The 19,157-nt window shown below is 63.7% G+C and carries 22 protein-coding genes and 1 pseudogene; 3 read left to right on the plus strand and 20 right to left on the minus strand.

What is annotated here, in order from left to right; genetic code table 11:
* Positions 1–45: 45 nt before the first annotated feature.
* The 15 genes from ACZ5BT_RS07765 to lysS form a co-directional block, all read right to left on the minus strand.
* Positions 46–849 carry a [LysW]-aminoadipate kinase gene (locus ACZ5BT_RS07765; protein ID WP_464885802.1) on the minus strand — a complete coding sequence of 268 codons (804 nt, stop codon included), beginning with the start codon at positions 847–849 and terminating at the stop codon, positions 46–48.
* An 85-nt stretch (positions 850–934) separates the two neighbouring features.
* A complete protein-coding gene (locus ACZ5BT_RS07770; RefSeq protein WP_464884028.1) occupies positions 935–1,267 on the minus strand; it encodes a hypothetical protein in 333 nt (110 codons plus the stop codon).
* 171 nt (positions 1,268–1,438) lie between these two features.
* Positions 1,439–1,909 (minus strand): hypothetical protein, encoded by a 471-nt coding sequence (locus ACZ5BT_RS07775; protein ID WP_464884029.1) that lies wholly within the window; start codon positions 1,907–1,909, stop codon positions 1,439–1,441.
* Positions 1,910–2,190: 281 nt separating this feature from the next.
* Positions 2,191–2,550, minus strand: coding sequence for a hypothetical protein (locus ACZ5BT_RS07780; RefSeq protein ID WP_464884030.1), 360 nt, complete (start codon positions 2,548–2,550; stop codon positions 2,191–2,193).
* 23 nt (positions 2,551–2,573) lie between these two features.
* Positions 2,574–2,924: a hypothetical protein gene (locus tag ACZ5BT_RS07785; RefSeq protein ID WP_464884031.1), complete on the minus strand. Its 351-nt coding sequence runs from the start codon at positions 2,922–2,924 to the stop codon at positions 2,574–2,576.
* A gap of 691 nt (positions 2,925–3,615) precedes the next feature.
* A complete protein-coding gene (gene argC / locus ACZ5BT_RS07790; protein ID WP_464884032.1) occupies positions 3,616–4,653 on the minus strand; it encodes an N-acetyl-gamma-glutamyl-phosphate reductase in 1,038 nt (345 codons plus the stop codon).
* Between the two features lie 7 nt (positions 4,654–4,660).
* Positions 4,661–5,890, minus strand: coding sequence for an ATP-binding protein (locus tag ACZ5BT_RS07795; RefSeq protein WP_464884033.1), 1,230 nt, complete (start codon positions 5,888–5,890; stop codon positions 4,661–4,663).
* Between the two features lie 133 nt (positions 5,891–6,023).
* Entirely contained in the window at positions 6,024–7,181 is a 1,158-nt protein-coding gene (locus ACZ5BT_RS07800; protein WP_464884034.1) for a phospholipase D-like domain-containing protein, read from the minus strand.
* Between the two features lie 20 nt (positions 7,182–7,201).
* Positions 7,202–7,708, minus strand: coding sequence for a DUF488 domain-containing protein (locus tag ACZ5BT_RS07805; protein ID WP_464884035.1), 507 nt, complete (start codon positions 7,706–7,708; stop codon positions 7,202–7,204).
* Positions 7,698–8,537, minus strand: coding sequence for a lysine biosynthesis protein LysX (gene lysX / locus ACZ5BT_RS07810; protein ID WP_464884036.1), 840 nt, complete (start codon positions 8,535–8,537; stop codon positions 7,698–7,700). Before lysX ends, ACZ5BT_RS07805 begins: the two co-directional genes overlap by 11 nt.
* 12 nt (positions 8,538–8,549) lie before the next feature.
* Entirely contained in the window at positions 8,550–8,720 is a 171-nt protein-coding gene (lysW, locus tag ACZ5BT_RS07815; RefSeq protein ID WP_464884037.1) for a lysine biosynthesis protein LysW, read from the minus strand.
* The gene (locus tag ACZ5BT_RS07820) at positions 8,717–9,001 is read right to left on the minus strand and encodes an FmdB family zinc ribbon protein (RefSeq protein ID WP_464884038.1); all 285 of its coding nucleotides are present in this window, start codon (positions 8,999–9,001) and stop codon (positions 8,717–8,719) included. Before ACZ5BT_RS07820 ends, lysW begins: the two co-directional genes overlap by 4 nt.
* 10 nt (positions 9,002–9,011) lie before the next feature.
* Complete coding sequence (locus tag ACZ5BT_RS07825; protein ID WP_464884039.1) at positions 9,012–9,506, minus strand: LeuD/DmdB family oxidoreductase small subunit; 495 nt, start codon at positions 9,504–9,506, stop codon at positions 9,012–9,014.
* Positions 9,503–10,741 carry a 3-isopropylmalate dehydratase large subunit gene (locus ACZ5BT_RS07830; RefSeq protein ID WP_464884040.1) on the minus strand — a complete coding sequence of 413 codons (1,239 nt, stop codon included), beginning with the start codon at positions 10,739–10,741 and terminating at the stop codon, positions 9,503–9,505. Before ACZ5BT_RS07830 ends, ACZ5BT_RS07825 begins: the two co-directional genes overlap by 4 nt.
* A gap of 11 nt (positions 10,742–10,752) precedes the next feature.
* Complete coding sequence (gene lysS, locus ACZ5BT_RS07835; RefSeq protein ID WP_464884041.1) at positions 10,753–11,913, minus strand: homocitrate synthase; 1,161 nt, start codon at positions 11,911–11,913, stop codon at positions 10,753–10,755.
* Positions 11,914–12,140: 227 nt separating this feature from the next.
* On the opposite strand from lysS, the gene ACZ5BT_RS07840 reads away from it, so the two are divergent.
* Together ACZ5BT_RS07840 and ACZ5BT_RS07845 are read left to right on the plus strand one after the other, a co-directional pair.
* On the plus strand, positions 12,141–12,833 hold the full coding sequence (locus ACZ5BT_RS07840; protein WP_464884042.1) for a hypothetical protein: 693 nt from the start codon (positions 12,141–12,143) through the stop codon (positions 12,831–12,833).
* Positions 12,826–13,920 carry an enolase C-terminal domain-like protein gene (locus tag ACZ5BT_RS07845; protein WP_464884043.1) on the plus strand — a complete coding sequence of 365 codons (1,095 nt, stop codon included), beginning with the start codon at positions 12,826–12,828 and terminating at the stop codon, positions 13,918–13,920. The genes ACZ5BT_RS07840 and ACZ5BT_RS07845 overlap by 8 nt, the downstream gene beginning before the upstream one ends.
* Here the strand turns inward: ACZ5BT_RS07845 and ACZ5BT_RS07850 are convergent.
* Positions 13,890–14,132 (minus strand): annotated as a pseudogene (locus tag ACZ5BT_RS07850) (S4 domain-containing protein); the annotation flags it as partial. The gene ACZ5BT_RS07845 and the pseudogene ACZ5BT_RS07850 sit on opposite strands and share 31 nt — an antisense overlap.
* Before the next feature lie 60 nt (positions 14,133–14,192).
* On the opposite strand from ACZ5BT_RS07850, the gene ACZ5BT_RS07855 reads away from it, so the two are divergent.
* Complete coding sequence (locus ACZ5BT_RS07855; RefSeq protein WP_464884044.1) at positions 14,193–15,362, plus strand: O-antigen ligase family protein; 1,170 nt, start codon at positions 14,193–14,195, stop codon at positions 15,360–15,362.
* Here ACZ5BT_RS07855 and ACZ5BT_RS07860 read toward each other — a convergent pair.
* Genes ACZ5BT_RS07860 through fabZ form a run of 4 tightly spaced genes read right to left on the minus strand, consistent with a single transcriptional unit; the run spans position 15,319 to position 19,149 of the window.
* Positions 15,319–16,509, minus strand: a complete 1,191-nt coding sequence (locus ACZ5BT_RS07860) for a polysaccharide deacetylase family protein (protein ID WP_464884045.1) — start codon at positions 16,507–16,509, stop codon at positions 15,319–15,321. The two genes, ACZ5BT_RS07855 and ACZ5BT_RS07860, sit on opposite strands and share 44 nt — an antisense overlap.
* On the minus strand, positions 16,506–17,603 hold the full coding sequence (locus tag ACZ5BT_RS07865; RefSeq protein ID WP_464884046.1) for an MGDG synthase family glycosyltransferase: 1,098 nt from the start codon (positions 17,601–17,603) through the stop codon (positions 16,506–16,508). Before ACZ5BT_RS07865 ends, ACZ5BT_RS07860 begins: the two co-directional genes overlap by 4 nt.
* Positions 17,604–18,737, minus strand: a complete 1,134-nt coding sequence (locus tag ACZ5BT_RS07870) for an LptF/LptG family permease (protein ID WP_464884047.1) — start codon at positions 18,735–18,737, stop codon at positions 17,604–17,606.
* Entirely contained in the window at positions 18,730–19,149 is a 420-nt protein-coding gene (gene fabZ, locus ACZ5BT_RS07875) for a 3-hydroxyacyl-ACP dehydratase FabZ (RefSeq protein ID WP_464884048.1), read from the minus strand. Before fabZ ends, ACZ5BT_RS07870 begins: the two co-directional genes overlap by 8 nt.
* Positions 19,150–19,157 lie beyond the last annotated feature (8 nt).

Below are 19,157 nucleotides of genomic sequence, written 5' to 3' on the forward strand. Positions count from 1 at the left end.
TTCGTCAGCTCACTTTATTTCCGGGCGCTTGGAAAGATCAAATCCTCAGTGAATGACGGTGCCCAGGCCCTCGAGGGCTCGCTGAATCGGCCGCTCGACCCGAGCGTCGGCAAAAATCACGCGTTTCACGCCCGCCCGGATCGCCTCGGCGGCGCCGAGCACTTTCTTCTTCATCCGCCCTTCGGCAAAGCGCATGAATTCTTCCACCTGGGCCGCCGGGATCTCGCGGATCAGGCTCGATTCGTCGGGGTAGTTCGCGAGGAGGCCGGGGACGTTGGAAAGGTACACGAGCGCCCCGGCGCCAAAGGCCTCGGCGACCCTGGCTGCAGCCACGTCGCCGTCGGTGTTGATGGCTTCCCCCTCGTGGCTTGCCGCAGGGGGGGTGAGAACGGGCAGGTAGCCGTTTTTGAGAAGGAGCTCGAGCAGCCCCTTGTTGACCCGTTCCACCGAGCCCGAGTAGTCGCCGCGGTGAATCTTAATCTTGCCGTTTTCCACGTACTTAATGGCTTTTTTTCGCTTACCCTCGAAGACGCGGCCGTCGAGGCCAGAGAGCCCCACCGCGTTCACGCCCCGCTTTTGGAAGAGCTCGACGATGTGCTTATTCATCTTGCCGGCGTAGACCATGTTGAAGATTTCGAGCGTTTTTCTGTCCGTGAGGCGGCTTTGCATGCCGCCGGGATGAACCAGGAACTTCGGCGGGTGGCCCAGCGCTTCGGCGACGCGGTTGGTTTCGGCGCTCGCGCCGTGGACCAGGATCAGCTTCTGCCCCTTTTCCCAAAGAGCGGCGGCGTCCTCGACAACGGCCTCGTAGTCAATCCCCTCGGCGCCGCCCACTTTTACGACGATCAGCCCTTCGCTCACGCCCGTATCTTTTCAAGATTATGCGCCGTCGGCAAGCTTGGCGCATCCGCGCCCTCGATAGTTTTCTGCTGGCTCAACCTGTTTCGCGCCCTGTCCACCGTAAGGCAAAGGTGAAAAAGCCATAGGACACGAGCACCAGCACCCCCGCCCAGGGCCAAAAACCCAGATGCGTCCACACGCTGAGCCGGTGAAGCGCCAGACCCGCGCCAGCACCCACGGCTAGGGCCAGAGTCAGCCAGAAGAGGCCCCGAGGTCGTCGCACGGCAGGCAGCAACAGCACGGCTGCGATGATCGCGGCATTGATCAGCGCATCCGCGCTCGGGCCGTACTTGAGAAACCCCGCGCCCGCCAGCACCACGACAATCAGCCCCAGCCACGCCAGGTTTGAATCTGGTTCGCGCTTCATGATGCCCCCTCGCACTTTGGGTACTCAAGCTTCTGCCACGCTCGACACCTCCGCCAAACCGGATGCCATTCCTTTGCGTCAAGACCTCCCAAGTTTCAGCGCGGCACTCAGAAACCCCGAGGAGTGCCGCGCTGGCCTCGGAGCGAGAAAGGGATGAGGCGGGACCGCCCTTTACGGCCGGATTCCGATTGAAATCCCAAACGCCGGGGACACTCCTGATGTCGAGTAGTAGCCAAGGGATGCTGTGCCCATGCCGACCCCTAATTCGGCGGCAAGATCGAAGTGATCTGAGGTGAATCGGTAGCCGGCGGTGACGATGCCCAGGAAAGTCGTAACACTGTATCCGCTGACATCTAACACCCCGGTGGAAACGCGCATGGCTGCAAAGGGCCCGCTTCGATCCGAAGAACTGTCAAAGTAAAAGGCAACACCCCCGACAGCAGCAACGCCTGTGGCTGAACCAGAGGAGAGGAAGCCAACACCGCCGCTGTATGCAAGATTTTGATTTGGCTGTCCATATTCATATTCGACGCCCACTAAGCCGTAACCGACCCCGGAAATGATCCGGAAAGAAGAAGATGCAAACGCTGTACTAAAACTTAAAGCTATACCGATAACTGTAGAGAGTATGGCTTTTTTCATTCCTTGCCCTCCTTGCGAATTTCAACTTAGCATCAAGCCGGGAGCAGTCTTGTGATTTTTGTACGTTTACTTTTTACTGCGTATGCAATCCTAGCAAGATGAGCTTTGTCCTTTTCCCAGCCACCCCCAATTTCAGCCCAGGATGGCGTGGCCGAATCCAGGAATTCTTCTGGGGTTCGGCTGCAGCGTTCCACTTCCTGCCATTGGAAACCGAAGGATAATTCGCTGGAAAGTCGTCCATACCACCACTCTTGGCTTGCATTCAAACTGAAACTGCAGGTTCATTGCTTCCGGAGCCATAGGGAAGTGAAATGCCGGGGAAGTCCTTTGGGAAGGAAGTAGCCGGCTGCGAGGAGTAGAGGCGTGAGGAGCCAAGCATTCAGGTGAAATTTGAATGCCAAAATCCTTAGCAAAGTTCCCAGGAAAGCTCCGGTTACAACGGCTGCCATTGTTGTTACGCGGTACCGCCATGTGACTAGGAGGAGGGCAGCCACGATCCAGAGGCTATCGTAAACAGGATAATCTCTGACTAAAAACCCCACGCCGATCGATGAAAATGCGATCATCCAGGCTGCCCACCGCTCTCTATTGATGTGTGCGCTGTGCTCTGGTTTAGCGTTAGCAAGCTTTTTCCTTTCCATCTGCCTTTGCACCTTTGCTTCTGTCAAGTGGTATGCGAAGATCTAGCTCGCTCGACCAAGTGGCGCTCGATGAAGTTGAAGAGCAAGAAACCGATTAGGAAGTGGCCAAGCAGCAACGGCCAAAACCCCCATCCTATTTGCGTTCCTAAGCGACGCAGACCGATGGCAATGGGAGTGGCTGCGAGCACTGCTCCAGCAAACGAAAGGAAGTCCTTGCGCTCTCGCAAGGCAAATAGCAAAAGCACGGTGAAGAGGGTGGCGATTTTTATCAGAGCCTCAGGACCGACGCCACTCGCTAAGAGCTCCGAGCCAATGGAATAGAACGTCACAAACCAGATTGCGGCTTGTCGAGAATGATTCTGTTGACTTTTCATCTCGTTTTCCTAAAAGTGCATCCTGGCCTACTGGACTGGGCAAGCCCAATAGGCCAGGGCAACTCACTCGTGCCGGTACTCCCACCAGCTTTCCTGGTTGATGCGGCACTGGCCCGAGGGTAGACGTTCGCCCCAGTAGTGCCAGACTTTACGCTTTTCACCAGCTTGTATGTAGAAGAGTTCAGCTCCTGTGTGTGTGACATCAATAGAATCGCAAGCGGCCCAAGACAAGAGGAGCGACACAGCACTAGCTATTGCTCCGGCAGGTGTGTTACCCACCGCTGTTCTTATTTGATAAGCGCCTTCAGCAGCGCCCACGCGGCATATTCCTTCCGCAATACCCCGCCAATTGGGAACGTAATTGGGTTGCCAGTCGCCGTACTCATACACATCGTAGGCTTCGCAGGAATCAACGGGCCCCGGATCCACGTAGTTGATTCCGATGCGCTCACTTGATGCAACGGGCACCGCCGAACCTCGCTGGGCCAGCGGGCATTGTGAGGATGCGAGGTTTGATTGAAGAGCCATGGGTTTCGACGGGGCTTACACAGCAGCCGGGACTGCCAGGAACAAGCCCAAAGCACCAAGCAGTCCGACCAGACCAAACCTGGCGACTTTCCTCAGCATTGAAACCTCCCACTTTTCAGTGTGGCACGGGTTGGCGGGAGGTTCGGGGGAATTTGACCAAGGCTCAGGGATGGAGCCCAGGGAATTCAAGGCCGGTCTGCTCGTCCCAGCCCATGCGCAAATTGAGGGCCTGGATTGCGTGGCCGGCGGTGCCCTTGACCAGGTTGTCGATCGCGCTGATCACCACCAGCCGCCCGGTGTCGGGCTCGAGCTCAAAGCCCACGTCGGCAAAGTTCGTGCCCTCGACGGTCTTGGGATCGGGCATGCGGTGGATGCCCCGCCTTTGCTTGACGATGCGCACGAAGGGCGCGTCCTGGTAGACCTCCCGGTAGGCGCTCCACACGTCGCGTTCCGAGAGGCCGTCTTGCAAAAAGAGCTGGGCGGTCATGAGGACGCCCCGGATGCGGTCGGTGGCGATCGCGGTCATGTGGACTTCGACCTCGCCGGGAAGGTATTCGACGATCTCGGCGGTGTGGCGGTGGCCCACTGCTTTGTAAACCCGGTAGGCGCCCGCGCGCTCGGGGTGGTGGCTCGCCGCGCTCGCTTCGGCGCCGCCTTCCGAGGTGCCCACCAGCACGGTGACGAAGACCGGGCCGGGTCGCGCGATCCCGGTTTTGTAGAGCGGGTAAAGCCCGATGAGGGCTGCGGTGGCATTGCAGCCGGCGCCGGCGAGGTAGTCCTTTTTGAGGATTTCCTCTCTGTTCACCTCAGGGTTGGCGTAGGCGAACTTTGAAAGCAGGTCGGGGCGTGGATGGGGGCCGCCGTAGTACTTTTCATAGAGATCCTGGCGCTTCAAGCGGAAATCCGCCGAGAGATCGATGATGAAGCGGGCTTTTCCCGCGTACGTCTCGAACGCCTTGGCGGCAAGGCCGTGGGGCAAGGCCAAAACGATGAGGTCCGCGTCCTCGATTTCCTCGGGGCTTGAGAATTTGAGGTCGGTCAGGCCCCGGAGGTTCGGGTGCACGAAGTGGACCGGGAGGCCCTTGTTCTTCCTCGAGGTCACCTGAATGACCTCGAGGTTGGGGTGGAAGAGGGCCAGCCTGAGAAATTCGCCTCCGGCGTAGCCCGATCCGCCGACGATGACGGTACGCAAGCGCTCCATGGGGGAATCATAGCCGCTCTTGCCACAGCGCCGCGAGGGGCAAGGCCCAGATCCGCTCTTCCAGCGGAATCACCTGTTCGCCACCATAGAACACGATTCCCAGGTGGAAGCGCTGGCCTGCGCTTTCCCTGAGCGTTCGCAGCCCCCTGAGATCGGCGGGCGCGACGCTCCTCGCGAGCTTGACTTCGACGCCGACGATGCGCCCATCCCTCGCCTCGATCACCGCATCCACCTCGTGACCGCTCGCGGTTCTGAGGTGGAAGACCCGTGGCCCGTCCTCGAGCCAGGAGGCGTGTTTGAGAAGCTCGGCCAGCACAAAGTTCTCCAGGACGCGACCAAGAAAAGCGCGATTTTCCTGCAGAGACTCGCAGGCTATTCCACTGAGATAGAGCATGAGCGCGCTGTCGTTCAGGAGGAGTTTGGGGCGCCGGGCCAGCCGCTTCTTTGGATTCTTGGACCAGGCGGGCAGTCGCTCAACGAGGTAAAGGCGTTCGAAAAGCTCGGCGTATCGCCGGGCCGTGGCGGCCGCGAGTCCAAGCTCGCTGCCTATGGCGCTGATGTTTTGCGGCGTGGCGGCAAGCCTTGCCTGCATCATGAGAAGATCCAGGGCCGACTCGGGGTGTTCGATGCGCACGAGACCCACCAGGTCACGCTCGATCAACGCAGTGACGTAGCTCAAAAGCCAGGCGGTGCGGTCGGGGGGAGGGAGCTTCGCCGCCGCCGGATAACCGCCCCGGCAGAGGCGGGGCAGGAGGTCGGGTTCCGGAAACAGGTTTGGGAAACGCGGCTCTTGACGGAAGAGCTCGGAGACCAGATTGGTTTTGCTCTGAGCGATCTCCGCCTCAGCCAGGGGGCGGAGGAACAAGTATTCTGCGCGCCCCACCAAGGCTCCGGCAATACTTGAGCGGCTTTTGAGCCCGACCGAGCCGGTGAGCAGGAACCGGCCTGGCGAGCGGTTTTCATCGACCGCAAGCTTGATGGCGAGGAGGAGTTCGGGAACCCGCTGAACTTCGTCGATGACCGCGGGATCTTTCAGTTCAGCGACGAAGCCTTTGGGGTCGCGGCGGGCGAAGGCGAGTATCGTTGGATCGTCGAGTGTGAAGAACACCATCCGCCGCCGCTCGGCGATGGCCCTGGCGAGGGTGGTTTTGCCCACCTGACGGGCGCCGGTGAGGTAGACCACCGGACTCCGGTCGAGCGCCCTTTCCAGGCGAGGGGCGATGTAGCGCGGCCACATGGGTCCAGTATATTGCAGTTCGCTCATGGTGTGATTGAAGTTCGCTCACTCCGTGAGCGAACTTCAATCATGGAGGCGCCTGTGGAATGGAAAGGGGATCCTGGGGTTTCTTCTCGCTTGAGTGGCTCGTTCGTTATTGCTGAACGAGGTTTTCGAGAAAAGAGGTTCTTGTGTTCTCGTTCAGAGCGATGTCATAGAGCCAGGGTTGATGAAACTTCCGGAAACTCGAGGCGGACTGCCTCCCGAGCTCGTATTCGGCACTCTGGAAGAACGCTTCGAAGAATCCATCCCATATCGAATCGATTTCGATCGCATCCTCAAGATCGCCGACACGGTCCATGAGGTTATTGAGCGAAATAAGGGCGAGAGAGATGGCTTCGCCGGGGAAATGTTTGAACTCGTACACCGGCTCGAGCGCGAGCCGCGTGGCAAAGTCCCGGGTCACCATGGCAAGGATATCAACGCCGGTGTCATCCCGATCGTCATAAGCCAGTGCGAGAGCGTAGCGCTGGTTGATATTGATGGCCATGATGACGGTGTTCTTTTGGGGAACGGTCCACGAGAGACGGGGATCGGATCGTTCGAGCTTGAGCTTCTTGATCAGCCGCTCTGCAAGCGCCAAGAAAACTTCCAAGGGCTCACGCGGATCAAAGCCTCTTGTTTGAAGTAGCCTGACTTTGGCTTGTAAGCGCAAAAATCCCTCCTCATCGGCTGGGGTGAGGCTCAGGACGCTTGACTCTATAGGAGTTTGAGGCGAAAGATCACGCCTTCGACCGAAGGAGAACGACAGGTCGACCGGCGGAGGGCTTTGGACTCTCGCCATTGCCAGGCGCTTGATTTTCTCCCTGACCTCGTCGAGGTCAATGGGCGTTGTTTGATGCCATATGGAGTCGAACCACTGCTCTAATTCTTCCAGGAGCTCCCGTTCATCGATCAGGACGCCCATCTCCTCGTTTTGTTCAAGGCCTGCTGTGGTGAGGTTCGAGGATGAAACCAGGGCGTGGTTTTTCCCGATAAAAACTTTGGCGTGGAGCCCCTCGAGATGGAGGATGCGCCCTTGGTAGGCTTCAAGGAATTTGAGTATGCCCTGGTGGTTGCTCTCGGCTTTGAGCCATTCACTCAAATCCGTGAGCAAAGCCCATTCGGGGGTGTTCTCTAGAAGCCTTTTGAGCCGAGCGAGCGAGAGATAAGGAACCGCAATCTTCAGCCGTCCCCCTTTTTTAACTTTGGACAAGGCCTGTCCGAAGGGGTCATCCGTCGTTGGATTATGATAGACGAGCTGTACACCCACGCCACCAACTTACCACTGGCTCAGTGAGGAAGTTCCCCCCGAAAGAGCGGCGCTTCCTCCTTTAGGATCTCGGCCTCACTCTCCACCCGCCCGTCGTGGCGGAGGTGAAGGACGTTTTCCGCAGGAAAGCCCTTTTCGAGGAGGGCCTGAGTGATCAAAAAACGCCGGTGGCAGCGCCGGGGGTCTTCCTCGGCGCAAAGGAGGGCGATCCGCGCTTGGCCGGCGAGCTCGAGGAGCGCCTCGATCCCCTGCCAAAAACGCGGGTCGGCGCGTTTCGCGCCGATGTCGAATGCGTCCCGCTTTCCCCGGGGCTTGCCGCCCAGGCGGTCACCCATCCAGAGGTAGCCGATGCCCTGGGCTTTGAGCCGGGCGGCAAGGATCTGCTGGTTGGCGTCGGGGTTGTGGCGTGAAAAGGGCAGCGCCCGCACGTCCAGCACCAGCTGCACACCGTGGGCCGAAAGGCGCCGTGCCAGGGCTTCGCCCTGGAGGTTCCCGTGGCCCACGGTGAGAATGGGATTAGCCTGCATGCCGCCAGGTGTATTCCAGAATCTTCCGGGGGATATCCACCCCGGTGGTGGTCACCGAGTTCTTGAACTCCATGGTGTGGTTGATCTCGTTCACCAGCAGACCGCGCTCGGATTCGAAGACATCGACCGCCAGCACCCCGCCGCCCAGGGCGCTGGCCGCTGCCACGCTGATTTCGGCCAGTTCGTCGGTGATGGGGCAGTTTTCCGCCTCGCCGCCGCGAGCGGTGTTGGTGATCCAGTGGGGGCTCTTGCGGTAGATGGCGGCGATGGCTTCGTCGCCCACGACGAAGACCCGGATGTCCCGCCCGGGTTTTTCGACGTACTCCTGAAGGTAAAGGAGCTGGTGCTGGTAACCCATGAAGGCTTTGTGCTCGAGCAGGGCCTCCAGCGCGTCGCGGTCGTTGACCTTGGCGACCATGCGGCCCCACGAGCCCACCACCGGCTTGAGAACCAGGGGGTAACCCCAATCTTCAGCGGTCTGCAAGGCTTCCTCCGGCCCGAGCACCAGGGCCACTTTGGGCTGGGGCACCCCGGCCTTGGCCAGAAGGGCGCTGGTGGCCCATTTGTCACCTGCTGCCTCGATGACCCCCGGGGCGTTGACCACCGGGACTCCGAGTGCGTCGAGGTAACGCGAGGCGGCCAGCCCGCGCGAATGGCTGACCGCCCGCTCAAGCGCCACCGTGATGCCGTCGAGTTCCCGCGGCTTTTCCCCGAGGGTCATCCTCAGCTGGGGCAGGTAGACCTTCTCCCAGGGCAGCCCGAGCGCGTCGGCGGCTTCGAAGAGCATGCGCTCGTCGCCGCGGATTCGGTCGTAAAGGATGGCCAGCATCTTGGCGTCGGGCTATTCGCCCCAGTCTTCGGCTTCTTCCGGAGCCGGCTCAAGGACCACCGGGTCGAGACCGACCACCTCGAGTTCAAGGCCGCAGGCCTCGCAGATCACCAGCTCGCCGAGCTCGGGGTTCTCCAGACCCATTTCCGCACCGCATTCGGGGCAGCTCGCTGCTTTTTTCATTCCCAATCCTCCTCCTCTTCGTCCATTTCATCGACGTGGACCGCGAACTGCCGTCCGCACTCGGGACAGCTGGCCACGTCTTCGTCGAGAACCTGGAACACGTGCCCGCACCTGGGACACTCCACCTGAACGCCTTCGCCGCTTTCGACCAGCAAGAGCTCGAGGGGCTCAAGGCTCACCACTTCGAAGACCGACCGGCAGGCCTCGCACTCGAGGACCGCGCCTTCCTCGAGGTCTTGCTCAGGGAACTCGTGCTCGCACACGGGACAGAGGATCTCCATTGCCTCCACTCTACCCGGGAAAGCGCCCGTGGCGCTTGAAGTACTCGAGCATGGATCCCGCCTTGAGCGCTTCCACCAGGAAGGGGGGTGGGGGGGTGAGACGGAAAACCTTGTCCTCCCGGTCGACGAGCCCTTTTTCCAGATCGATCCGCACCCTGTCGCCGTCTTTTAGTGCATCCACCACCTCCTCGGAAACAAAGGGCACGATGCCCAGGTTCACCAGGTTGCGAAAGAAAATCCGGGCGAATGACTTGGCGATGATCGCCTGGATACCGAGTTTTTTCAGGGCTTCGGGGGCGTATTCCCTCGAGGACCCAAGCCCCATGTTCCGGCCGGCGATCACGATGTCGCCGGGCTTTGCCTCCCGGGCGAACTCGGGGCGGAGGTGGGCAAAGGCGAAGGTGTGAAACCGATCCTCACCCACCATGAACGGGGCGTACTTGCCGGGCAGGATGTCGTCGGTGTTGATGGCGTCGCCGAATTTCCAGACCCTGACCGTCTTCATGCCTCCTCCTCGGGAATGATTTTCCCCGCCAGCGCCGCGAGGGCAGCGGTTTTCGGGCTGGCCAGGTACACTTCGGCGCTCGCCGAGCCCATGCGGCCGCGGAAGTTGCGGTTCGCGGTCGAGACCACACGCTCGCCGTCGGCGGCGACCCCCAGATGGCGGCCCATGCAGGGGCCGCACCCGGGCGTGCCGATCGTGGCGCCGGCTTCGACCAGGGTTTGCAAAATCCCCTCTTCCATCGCTTGCTGAAGGACCCGGCTCGAGGCCGGCACCACCAAGAGCCTGACCCCGGGGGCGATCCGCCTGCCCCGGAGCACCTCGGCCACCGCCCGCAGATCCTCGATTCGCCCGTTGGTGCAGGTGCCCACGAAGACGAAATCCACTTCCTGGCCCGAGTGCGCCGCCACCGGGTGGACGTTGTCCACCTGGAAGGGGGCGGAAAGGCGGGGGGTGAGGGCGCCGAGGTCGATCTCTAGGGTCCTGGCGTAGCTGGCTTCGGGGTCGGGAAAGACCCAGGGAGGGACGTCGTAGCGCTTCAAGATTTCCCCTGAGGGCACCACCAGACCGGCCTTAGCCCCGGCTTCCATGCTCAAATTGGCGAGGGTCATGCGCTCGCCGAGCCCGAAGGCGTCTTCGGCGCCGGCCTCGAGGTGGATCTCGATGGCCATGTAGGTCGCGCCGTCGGCGCCGAGCCGGCCCACCATCTCCAGAGCGGCGTCCTTGGCGCTCACCCCGGCCGGAGGGCGGCCGTGCATCACCACCTTGACCGATTCGGGAACCTTGAGCCATGTTTTGCCGGAGGCGATGGCCAGGGCGATGTCGGTGGCGCCCATCCCGGTACCGAAGGCGCCCACCGCCCCGTAGGTGGTCGAGTGCGAGTCGGAGCCCACGATCAACATCCCCGGCTGGGCGATGCCCTCCTCGACCAGAACCTGATGACAGATCCCGCGACCGACGTCGAAAAAGTTCACCCCGGTGGCCCGGGCCCACTCGCGGCCCCGCTTTTGCGCGTTGGCAACGCTCACGTTGGCCGCGGGGGCGACGTGGTCGAAAACCAGCGAGACGCGCCTTGGGTCAAAGGGTTCGGCGCCAAGCTCCTGGAGACGGTCGATGACCGTGGGCACGATCGAATCGATGGTCATCGCGTGGTCCACCTCGACCACCACCAGTTCTCCGGGGCGAACCCGCCGACCCGCCTTTTGGGAGAGGATTTTTTCGGCCATGGTTTGCGGCATCGCGCGCCTCCTCACGCCATCACCCACTCGCGCAGGATGCGGTCGAGCTCCTCGAGCGTCAGTTGTCCCTCGTCGGCGAGCGTTTTGATGCGATGGGTGATGCGCCGGAGCTCCTCCTCGCCGAAGTGGAGCCCGAGCTCCTCGGCCCGCTTTTTGATGGCGGCGCGACCGGTGAGCCTGGAGCCGACGATAAGTTTGCGGTCGAGCCCGAAGGCCTCTGGCGGGTAGGCCTCGTAGGCCTCGGGGTTGATGTAGATGGCCTTGAGGTGCATTCCGGCCTTGTGGGAAAAGGCGGTTTCACCGCTGATGTAGTTGTTGAAGGGGATCTCGATCCCGGTCATCCGGGCGATCATGCGGTCGAGCTCGGGGATGAGCTCGAGGCGGTACTTGCTGCTGACATAGGTGGGATCGAGGGTGAACATGCGGGCGATGAGCCCACCGAGCGGCGTGATGCCATTGCGTTCGCCGATCCCCAGGACGCTGGTATCGACGTGGGTGGCGCCGGCCTCGATGGCCTCGAAGGCGTTGGCGATGGCGCAGCCGGTGTCGTTGTGGCCGTGGAACTCGATGTCCACCCCGGCGCCGACGGCGCGGCGGACTTCCCGGACCAGCGAGTACACCTGGCGCGGGGTGGCGATGCCGACGGTGTCCGCGAGGCCTACCCGATCGACGTAGGGGGCGATCGCGGTGTAGACCTCGAGCAGATCGTGCTCGTCGGAGCGGAAGGTGTCCTCCGCTGAAAAGCGCACTTCGACCCCGGGCGCTTCTTCCCTGATGAACTGGATGACCTCGCGGGCCTCTTCGATGATGCGTGGAATGTCGCGTCCGTGGGCCGCCCGGAGGTACTTTGAGGTGCCAAAGAGGAGGTCAATGCCCTGTACCCCGGTCTCGATCGCGACCTTTGCGGCGTCGATCCGGGTCTGGATGTGGGTTACGACCCTGGCTTTGAGGCCGAGCGAGGCGATGGCCTCAGCGTCTTTGCGGGATCTGGGCGAGGCCATGGGTGTGGTGACCTCGATGTACTCCACCCCGAAGGCATCGAGCGCGCGGGCGATCTCGATTTTGTCGTCGGTTGAGAAATTCGCCTTTTCGAACTGCTCCCCCTCGCGCAGGGTCGAATCGATGATGTTCCAGCGCTGTCTGGTCCAGCTCGGCTCGTTCTCCGCTCGCATACCGCCACCTCCCATAAAAAAACCGGCCCGCGAACCGGGCCGGAGGGGCAAACGCGCCTGCTGGCGACTAGGTCGCCCCTCCGGCACCCGGTTTTTTCGCGAAAGCCGCCATCCTGGGCGCAAGTTTATGCGAGAGCGGGCGGCCTGTCAAGGGCGGCGGGCTCTGCGCGGTGCTGCTTTTTGTGGGGTGGCGGATGGTGGGCGGTGGCGTCTATGCTAAGGCCTGCGTGGAACCCTGGCCTTTTTCCCTGGTATCCGAGTCGGGATTCGTGCCCGTAAAATCCCAGACGCTCGTGATTTTGGTGGGCCTCACCGGGGCGGGGAAGACGACGCTCGCCCGCGCCCTGGGCCTGCCCACCCTTCCCAACCGCCGCGACCTGACCGACCGTTACATCTTGAAAGCCAAGGTCGCCGACCGCGCCGAGCGTTTCCGCCGGGTGGCGGCCTGGCGGGCGTCGCACCCCGGGGGAATGGCGGAGATCCTGGCCTCCGGTTACGCGCCTCCGGCCCGCCGGTTGCTCTTCGATGGCCTGCGGGGGGAGGGAGAACTCGCGTTCGCCCTCCGTCACCTGCCCCGGGCCCGGTTCTTGGTCCTCGAGGCCAGCCACCTCACCCGCCTTTTGCGCCTCCTCTCCCGGGGCGATGCGTTCGATCGGGCCGAGGCGGGTGAGGACCTGAGGCGGCTCGCGCACGGTATCTTGAGCGAGGAGGAACTCGAGATGGTCTTGCAAGCGGCGCCGCTCGAGGAAGTGGCGAGAAAGCTTCGAATCGTTGCCGAAGAGGCGAGGAACTACGCCCCGGAGGCGGTTCGCAGGGTGCTCTTTGGGCAGGGGCGGGCCCTGTTTCTCGACGCCGAGCGGGAATCGCCCGAAACGCTCGCCGCCCGGGCGCGCGCCTGGCTGGGGGTCGAGGATGGATAGGATCGTGGCCATCGGCCTGCGCTTTTTTCGCATTCCCCTGCGGGGCGAGCTGGCCTGGGGTCGGCAAAACCGTATGGACGTCCTCGATCACGCGTTGGTCGAGGTGCACCTCGAGAGCGGGGCCGTAGGGCGGGGCGAGGTGGCGATCCGGCCCACGATCTACGGCGAGACCAAGGAAAGCGTTCTCGGCGCCATCCGTTACCTTGAGCCATTGCTCCAGGGGCAGTCGATCACCGATGCCCCGGCGCTCCAGGCCGCGCTGGACCGCCTTCCCTTCAACCACGCCGCGAGGGGCGGGCTCGACCTCGCGCTCTGGGAGGCGCGGGCGAGGGCCGGCGGGCTCGAACTCAAAGACCTCTTACCGCCGGGGCGAGACCAGGTCGAGGTGGCCTACATCCTGGGGCTGGGGGACGACGAGGTGGTCCTCGAGGACGCCGCCTTCGCCTACGCGCGGGGGGTGCGGGTATTCAAGGTCAAGGTGGGGCGGGACCTCGAGGGTGACACCCGGCGGATCGAGCGGCTCCGGGCCCGTTTCCCCGACGTCAAGCTCTATGCCGACGCCAACGAAACGCTTTCCCCGGAGGAGGCGCCGCACTACCTCGAGGCCTGGCAGGCCCTGGGGCTCCTCTACGTCGAGGAACCGCTCCCCATCGAGCTGGTCCGGGAACGGGCGGCGCTCAAAACACTCGGTTTGATCCCCATCATCGCCGACGACTCGGCCTTCACCCCCCGGGACCTCTCGCGGGAGCTCGCGCTCGACACCTTTGACGTGCTGAACGTCAAGCCGGCCCGGACCGGGTTCACCCGGAGTCTGGCCATGCTCAAAGAGGCCCGACGGAAGGGTAAACGGACCATGGTCGGCAGCCAGGCGTTTTCTTCCTTCGGCGCCTACCACGCGCTGCTCTTGGCGTTGCAAGCAGAGGTCACCGAACCGAGCGAGCTGGCGTTTCACATCAAGGCCGAGGGGCACTTTTTCCCCTTTCCCGAAATTCGCCGGGGGGTCATCTCGGCGCAGGACCTGCCCCGGGAGGGGTTTGACGAGGCGGCGTTCGCCCGCTATGAGGTCCGCTCGAGCCTGACCTTGTAGTTGCCCCGGGCGGTTTTGCCGAGGATCTCCTTGAGCACGACGCGACCGAGGCCCTTGGCCTCGAGGACGCTTCCCTCCCGCACCTCATCCTTGGCCTTGGCCGGTCGTCCGTCGAGGAGGACGTTGCCCTGCTTCACCCCTTTTTGGAAGTAGCTGCGTGAGACGCCAAGCCCCTTGGCCCCGATGGCATCGACCCGGAGGCTTGGCACCACGGAGATGATTTCCTTCCCCACGCCCCGAGCATACCGCCTGGTTCGGGTACGATGAACAGCGTGCCGCGCTGGCTCTCCCAATACCTCGCCCTGATTCCCGTTTTCCCGCCCCTCTATCTCCTCGCCTTTTACGGTCTTCGCTTTTGGAAACGCTTTTCGCCCCCGGCGCGCTACGCGCTGGGGTTTTTCCTGGCCAGCCAGCTGATCGCGGCCCTCTTTGCCCCCCGGCCGGTCGTTTCCCTGGGTTTGGCCCTCTTAAGAGCGCTTTTCATCTTCGGGCTGATCGGCGTCGGGGCCTGGTTGCGCGAGAGTCGCTGGCTTGGGTATTTGCTCTATGGCCTCATCGTCGTCTATGTGGTGGCGCTGGGCTCGAGCTGGCTTTTGCTCGGCGAGCGCCTGTTTCGCTGGGCCCGCTTGGTCCACCCCTACTACACCACGGTTTCGCTCGGGCTTTCCGCCACCCTGGGCCTCTTCCTTGCCTTCGGGGTACCCCAACTGCCCCGGTGGCTGCGGCTGGTGGGTGGCGCCCTGGCCTTTTTGGTCTTGCTCTTTGCCGGCAGCCGGGGGGCGGTGCTCGCCCTCTTCACCGGCGGCATGGCGGCGGCCTTCTTTGGCGGCGCCCGCTACCTGAGGATCCTTGGCTCGGCGGGGGTGGTGGTGGGGGTGGCCCTCTTCCTGGCCGAGAGCGAGCGGCGGGTGGGGGCGATCACCCGCTTGCTGAACCTCGGCAACCTTTCCGGGCGCGACAAGGTCTGGGAGGGGGCGGTGGCGGCCTTTAGCGCCCACCCCATCGGCGGGGTCGGGCCCTACCAGCTCGGCCCCTACCTCTCCTTCCTCTACCGGGGCGGCTGCCGGCTTTGGGACGCCGCCGAGCGGCTGGGGTTTTCCTGCCCGAGCTGGCTCGAGCCCTTCTACGGCGCCTGGTTGATCGCCCACAACGTGGTCCTCCAGGCCCTGGGCGAGAGCGGGGTGGTGGGGACGCTGGGCTGGCTCGTGCTCTATCTCTTCGCCGGGTATGCAGTCTTCCGGGCCAGGGAACCCCTGATGGCGGCGATTTTTACCGGTTTCATGGCCATGGGGCTGGTGGACAACCCGACCGCGGTGCCGAGCCTTCATCTGGGGGAGGTCTTTTGGGTTGCGGTGGGGATGGCGATGGCCCAGGCCCGTCTGTTTTCGGGCGGCGAGGCTAGCCGTAGCGAGAGAGCAGCGTCGCCTTCGGCATGTAAATGAGCCGGGGCTCGATGCGTTTGAGCGGCCCACCACCGTAGAGGCGGTGGAGGAGGTACATCCAGGCGCCGAGCCGCCGGGCCAGTCCCGCCGGAAGCGGCTGAATGGAAAACCCCAGCGGGCCGAGGAGTTCCCAAAACAGGGTGATGCCGAAGATCACCTCGACGTTGGCGAGGTGCGGGCGTTCCCGCAGGGCGCGGGCCAGGTCGGCCATTGAGGCCCGAACCCGGCGGTAGGCGACGAAGGTGCCGGCCTCCGCCGTTCGCCGCATCCGTTCGGAATCGAGGTGGATCTCAAGCCCGGGGGTGCCTCTGGGAAACTCCGGCGTGGCCACGGGCAACGGGGCCGGGGCCAGCCGGAAGACCGAGTGGGCACCGTAAAAGGCCGGCTCGACCTTATAGAGTCGGGCGAAGAGGGCCTCGACCGGGGCCACGAGCTTGGGGAGCGCTTCGGGCAGGCCGCCGAAGACGAGCTCGAGGTCGCCGAGTTTCCTCGGGCGGTAGCCGCGCTTTAGCAGCTCGGGCAGGAGGCGCTCGAGGGCGCCGGGACTCTTCGCGCCGCCCGGTCCCGCATCGTGCATCACCACGATGGTGCCCGGACTGATGAGGCGGATGACCTTGGCGGCGATGGCCTCCGGCGTCGCTCCGGCCACCCAGTCCCCGGCCTCGAGGCCCCACTGGACGGGGGTGAGGCCGAGCCGCCGCACTTTTTGCAGCAAGGGCCAGGTCCACCCGCCGTGGGGCGGGCGGTAAAAGCGAGGCGGGCGCTCAAGAATTTCGGTCAGCGCGTCGTAGCCCCGCTGGACGTCCGCGGCGGCCTCCCAGGGGAAGCGGAACCAGGCGTGCCGGTGGCGGTAGCCATGCAAGGCAACCTCGTGACCGGCAGCGGCGATCTCCCTGACCAGCGCGGGTGACTTCACGGCGCGCTCGCCCAGCATGAAGAAGGTGGCCCGCACCTGGTGGCGTTCGAGGGCCTCGAGGACCCCGGGGGTGGTGCGCGGGTCCGGGCCATCGTCGAAGGTCAGGGCGACCTGGCCCCGACCGCCGCGGGCGCGGAGCGCGATCCAGAGCCCCAGTCGCTGGTGGATGACCCAGGGGAGTCCGGCGTGGAGCAGGGCCAGGGTTCCCAGACCGTAGCCCAGCGTGTTCATACCCGGACCCCCAGGAGCGCCCGTATGCGGTCGGCGGCGTCGGCCGCGGCGCGCGGTCTGCCCAGGGCCCGGGCCCGCTCGGCCAGGCTCTGGCGGTAGGGCGGGTCGGTGAGCAGCGCGCGCAACGCTCGGGCCAGCGACCTTTTGTCCCGGGCCCAGATCCCGGCCCCCTTGGCCACCAGCCAGCGGGCGTTTTCTTCCTCGTGGCCTGGAATGGGCTCGTAGACCAAATAGGGGCGGCCCACGGTTAGCGCTTCGGCGACGGTGAGCCCCCCGGCCTTCCCCAGCACCAAGTCGGCGGCCCCGAGGTAGTGGGGAAAGTCGGGGCCGGTGGGCCGCAGGTGGAGCGTGCTCTTTTCCAACTCCCGGGTTTCTGGCCGGGCCCGGTTTTGGAACGCGACCACCTGGCAGGGGATATCGGTCTCAAAGAGCGCGCGCAGAACCTGGCTCTTGGCCCGGTAGGCGTCGGTGGCGCCGCTGGCGATGATCACCAGCGGTCGCTCGTCGAGGCCGAGCTTGGCTCGCAGGTCTTCCTTTTTGGGGAGGTCGCTGAAGATGCGACGGACGGGGATGCCGGTCGCGACCACGCGGTGTTCGTCGATGCCGTGGCTCAGGAGATCGAGGCGGGCTTCCTCGCTCGAGGCCAAGATGAGGTCGGCTTCCGGACGGGCCCAGTGCCGGTGGGCGCGCAGGTCGGTCAGCACCAGGACGTTGGCGAAGTCGTCGCCCAGCTTTCTCCGGACGTGGCCCACCAGAGCTGCGGCCGTCGGGTAGCTGCTGATCACCACCTGGGGACGCAGCCGCTTGAGGTCGCGCATCAGCCCTTCGGCGCCGCTGGTGGCGAAGCGGTCGGTGATGATGCGGGGTTCGCTGGGGCGGTTCGTCCAGTGGTAGAACCAGCGGTAAAAGCCCGGCCAGTAACGGAGCGAGAAGGCGTAGATCCCGAGCACGGGGAGCTTTTCCCACCAGGGGATGTAGCCGAGGTAGTCGCGGTCATGCCCTTCGATGGCGAGGGCTTCCTGAAGCGCTAGGCTGGCGTTTTGATGCCCGCCACCGAACGAGGCCGAGAGGAAGAGCGCCCGCATCTTCTCCATTTACCCTCGCAACCAGGCCAGTCCGATGGCGGTGAAGATCAAGTCCGCCCCCCACGCCGCGAGCGCCGGCGGCAGGATCCCGATCTCGCCCATGGACCGGCCGAAGAGGAACACCAGGTAAAAGCCAACCGCGATGATGACACTGAGTCCCAGCGAAAGCCCGGGCGTCCTGGCGTAGCGCACGGCGAGCGGCAGGCTGATGAGCACCAGCACCAGGTTGGCCAGCGGCAGGGCGATCTTTGAGTGGAACATCACCGCCGCCTGCCGGCGCTCGGGGTCCGGGAGCTTGGGGTTGTTCATGTCGCGCCAGGCCCGGGAGAGGCTCCAGGTGTCTGCGGCGAGGGGATCGGCGAAACGGGCGATGGCTTCTCCCCGGGAGAGCCCGCTCTTGATGGTGAGGACGGCGTCCGTCCGCTGGGGGAGCATGGCCCCGAGGAACACCCTTCGAACCGCACTGGCCAGCGCCTCGCCCTCTGCTTTTTCCAGCGCGGGGATCTCGTCGTAGTCGACGCGATAGAGCGCGTACCCTTTGAGTTTAAGCACGTTGTTTTTGTAGGTGCCGCGTTTGGCGAAGATGATCGTGACCTTTCGGCCCTCCCACTTCTGCAAGCGCACGTTGACCATCTCGTCGCGGGCGTAGTCGTAGTCCTTGAAGTAGAGTTCGAGGCCGTTGCCGAGGGGAATGTTTTGCCCTTTGAGCCGGACCAGACCGCGACCGTTGGTGTGCATCTCTTCCCACCAGAGCACACGGACCTTTTCGTTGGTCTTGGGGGCGACGCTCTCGTTGAGCCACAGCGAGGCGCCGGCGACAACGAGACCCAGCAACAGCGCGGGCAGGGCCAGGCGGCGGAGGGGAATCCCCCCGGCCTGGACGGCGAGGATCGTCCCCTCGCTGGCCAGGCGTCCAAAGGGGACCACGATCGCGGTCACCATGGCCATGGGCAGCACCTGGACCAAAACCCCGGGGACGTGATAGGCCATCCACTTCAGGATGAGGCTCAGGGGAATGCCCGAGAGCCAGCGGCTGCCCACGTAGAAAAAGCCGAAGAGGAAGACCGCGGTGTAGAAAAAGGTGGAAGCGGCGAAGATGGGAAGAACTTCGTTGAGAACGTAGGCGTCGAGGCGTTTACGCATCTTTTCGTACGACGAAGGTGATCTCGGCCCGAGCGACCTCTTCTCCCTCGACCCTGGCCGAAACCTTGGTCTTGGCCATCCGCCGCCGAAGGAAGAGGAGCTCGCCCTCGAGGACCAGCGTGTCTCCAGGACGGACCGGTTTCAAAAAGCGCGCCCCGTCAACCCCGGCGAGGTAGGGGATGCTGCCGGGCGTGAACTCAGGGTGGTGTTTGAGGCTCGCCACCGAGGCCTGGGCCATGGCCTCGATGATGAGGACGCCGGGCATCACCGGGTGGCCGGGAAAGTGACCGAGAAAATGCGGCTCGTTGTAGGTGACGTTCTTGATCACCCTAAAGCGGCGTTCGTCGGCCTCGATCACGCGGTCGACGAGCAAAAAGGGGTAGCGGTGGGGCAGCAGTTCCCAAAGCTCCATGGTGCCTC

The organism is Vulcanithermus mediatlanticus, from assembly GCF_055385885.1.

Bases quoted from the DNA above. Each gene is read 5' to 3' on its own strand.
- argC (WP_464884032.1), bottom strand. From the start codon at position 4,653: ATGGAGCGCTTGCGTACCGTCATCGTCGGCGGATCGGGCTACGCCGGA.
- ACZ5BT_RS07785 (WP_464884031.1), bottom strand. From the start codon at position 2,924: ATGAAAAGTCAACAGAATCATTCTCGACAAGCCGCAATCTGGTTTGTG.
- ACZ5BT_RS07860 (WP_464884045.1), bottom strand. From the start codon at position 16,509: ATGAACACGCTGGGCTACGGTCTGGGAACCCTGGCCCTGCTCCACGCC.
- ACZ5BT_RS07805 (WP_464884035.1), bottom strand. From the start codon at position 7,708: ATGCAGGCTAATCCCATTCTCACCGTGGGCCACGGGAACCTCCAGGGC.
- lysS (WP_464884041.1), bottom strand. From the start codon at position 11,913: ATGCGAGCGGAGAACGAGCCGAGCTGGACCAGACAGCGCTGGAACATC.
- ACZ5BT_RS07780 (WP_464884030.1), bottom strand. From the start codon at position 2,550: ATGGAAAGGAAAAAGCTTGCTAACGCTAAACCAGAGCACAGCGCACAC.
- lysX (WP_464884036.1), bottom strand. From the start codon at position 8,537: ATGCTGGCCATCCTTTACGACCGAATCCGCGGCGACGAGCGCATGCTC.
- ACZ5BT_RS07770 (WP_464884028.1), bottom strand. From the start codon at position 1,267: ATGAAGCGCGAACCAGATTCAAACCTGGCGTGGCTGGGGCTGATTGTC.
- ACZ5BT_RS07845 (WP_464884043.1), top strand. From the start codon at position 12,826: ATGGATAGGATCGTGGCCATCGGCCTGCGCTTTTTTCGCATTCCCCTG.
- ACZ5BT_RS07865 (WP_464884046.1), bottom strand. From the start codon at position 17,603: ATGGAGAAGATGCGGGCGCTCTTCCTCTCGGCCTCGTTCGGTGGCGGG.
- fabZ (WP_464884048.1), bottom strand. From the start codon at position 19,149: ATGGAGCTTTGGGAACTGCTGCCCCACCGCTACCCCTTTTTGCTCGTC.
- ACZ5BT_RS07775 (WP_464884029.1), bottom strand. From the start codon at position 1,909: ATGAAAAAAGCCATACTCTCTACAGTTATCGGTATAGCTTTAAGTTTT.
- ACZ5BT_RS07830 (WP_464884040.1), bottom strand. From the start codon at position 10,741: ATGCCGCAAACCATGGCCGAAAAAATCCTCTCCCAAAAGGCGGGTCGG.
- ACZ5BT_RS07825 (WP_464884039.1), bottom strand. From the start codon at position 9,506: ATGAAGACGGTCAGGGTCTGGAAATTCGGCGACGCCATCAACACCGAC.
- lysW (WP_464884037.1), bottom strand. From the start codon at position 8,720: ATGAAAAAAGCAGCGAGCTGCCCCGAATGCGGTGCGGAAATGGGTCTG.
- ACZ5BT_RS07795 (WP_464884033.1), bottom strand. From the start codon at position 5,890: ATGTGGCCGCGCTACATCGCCCCTCGCCTGGAAAGGGCGCTCGACCGG.
- ACZ5BT_RS07870 (WP_464884047.1), bottom strand. From the start codon at position 18,737: ATGCGTAAACGCCTCGACGCCTACGTTCTCAACGAAGTTCTTCCCATC.
- ACZ5BT_RS07820 (WP_464884038.1), bottom strand. From the start codon at position 9,001: ATGGAGATCCTCTGTCCCGTGTGCGAGCACGAGTTCCCTGAGCAAGAC.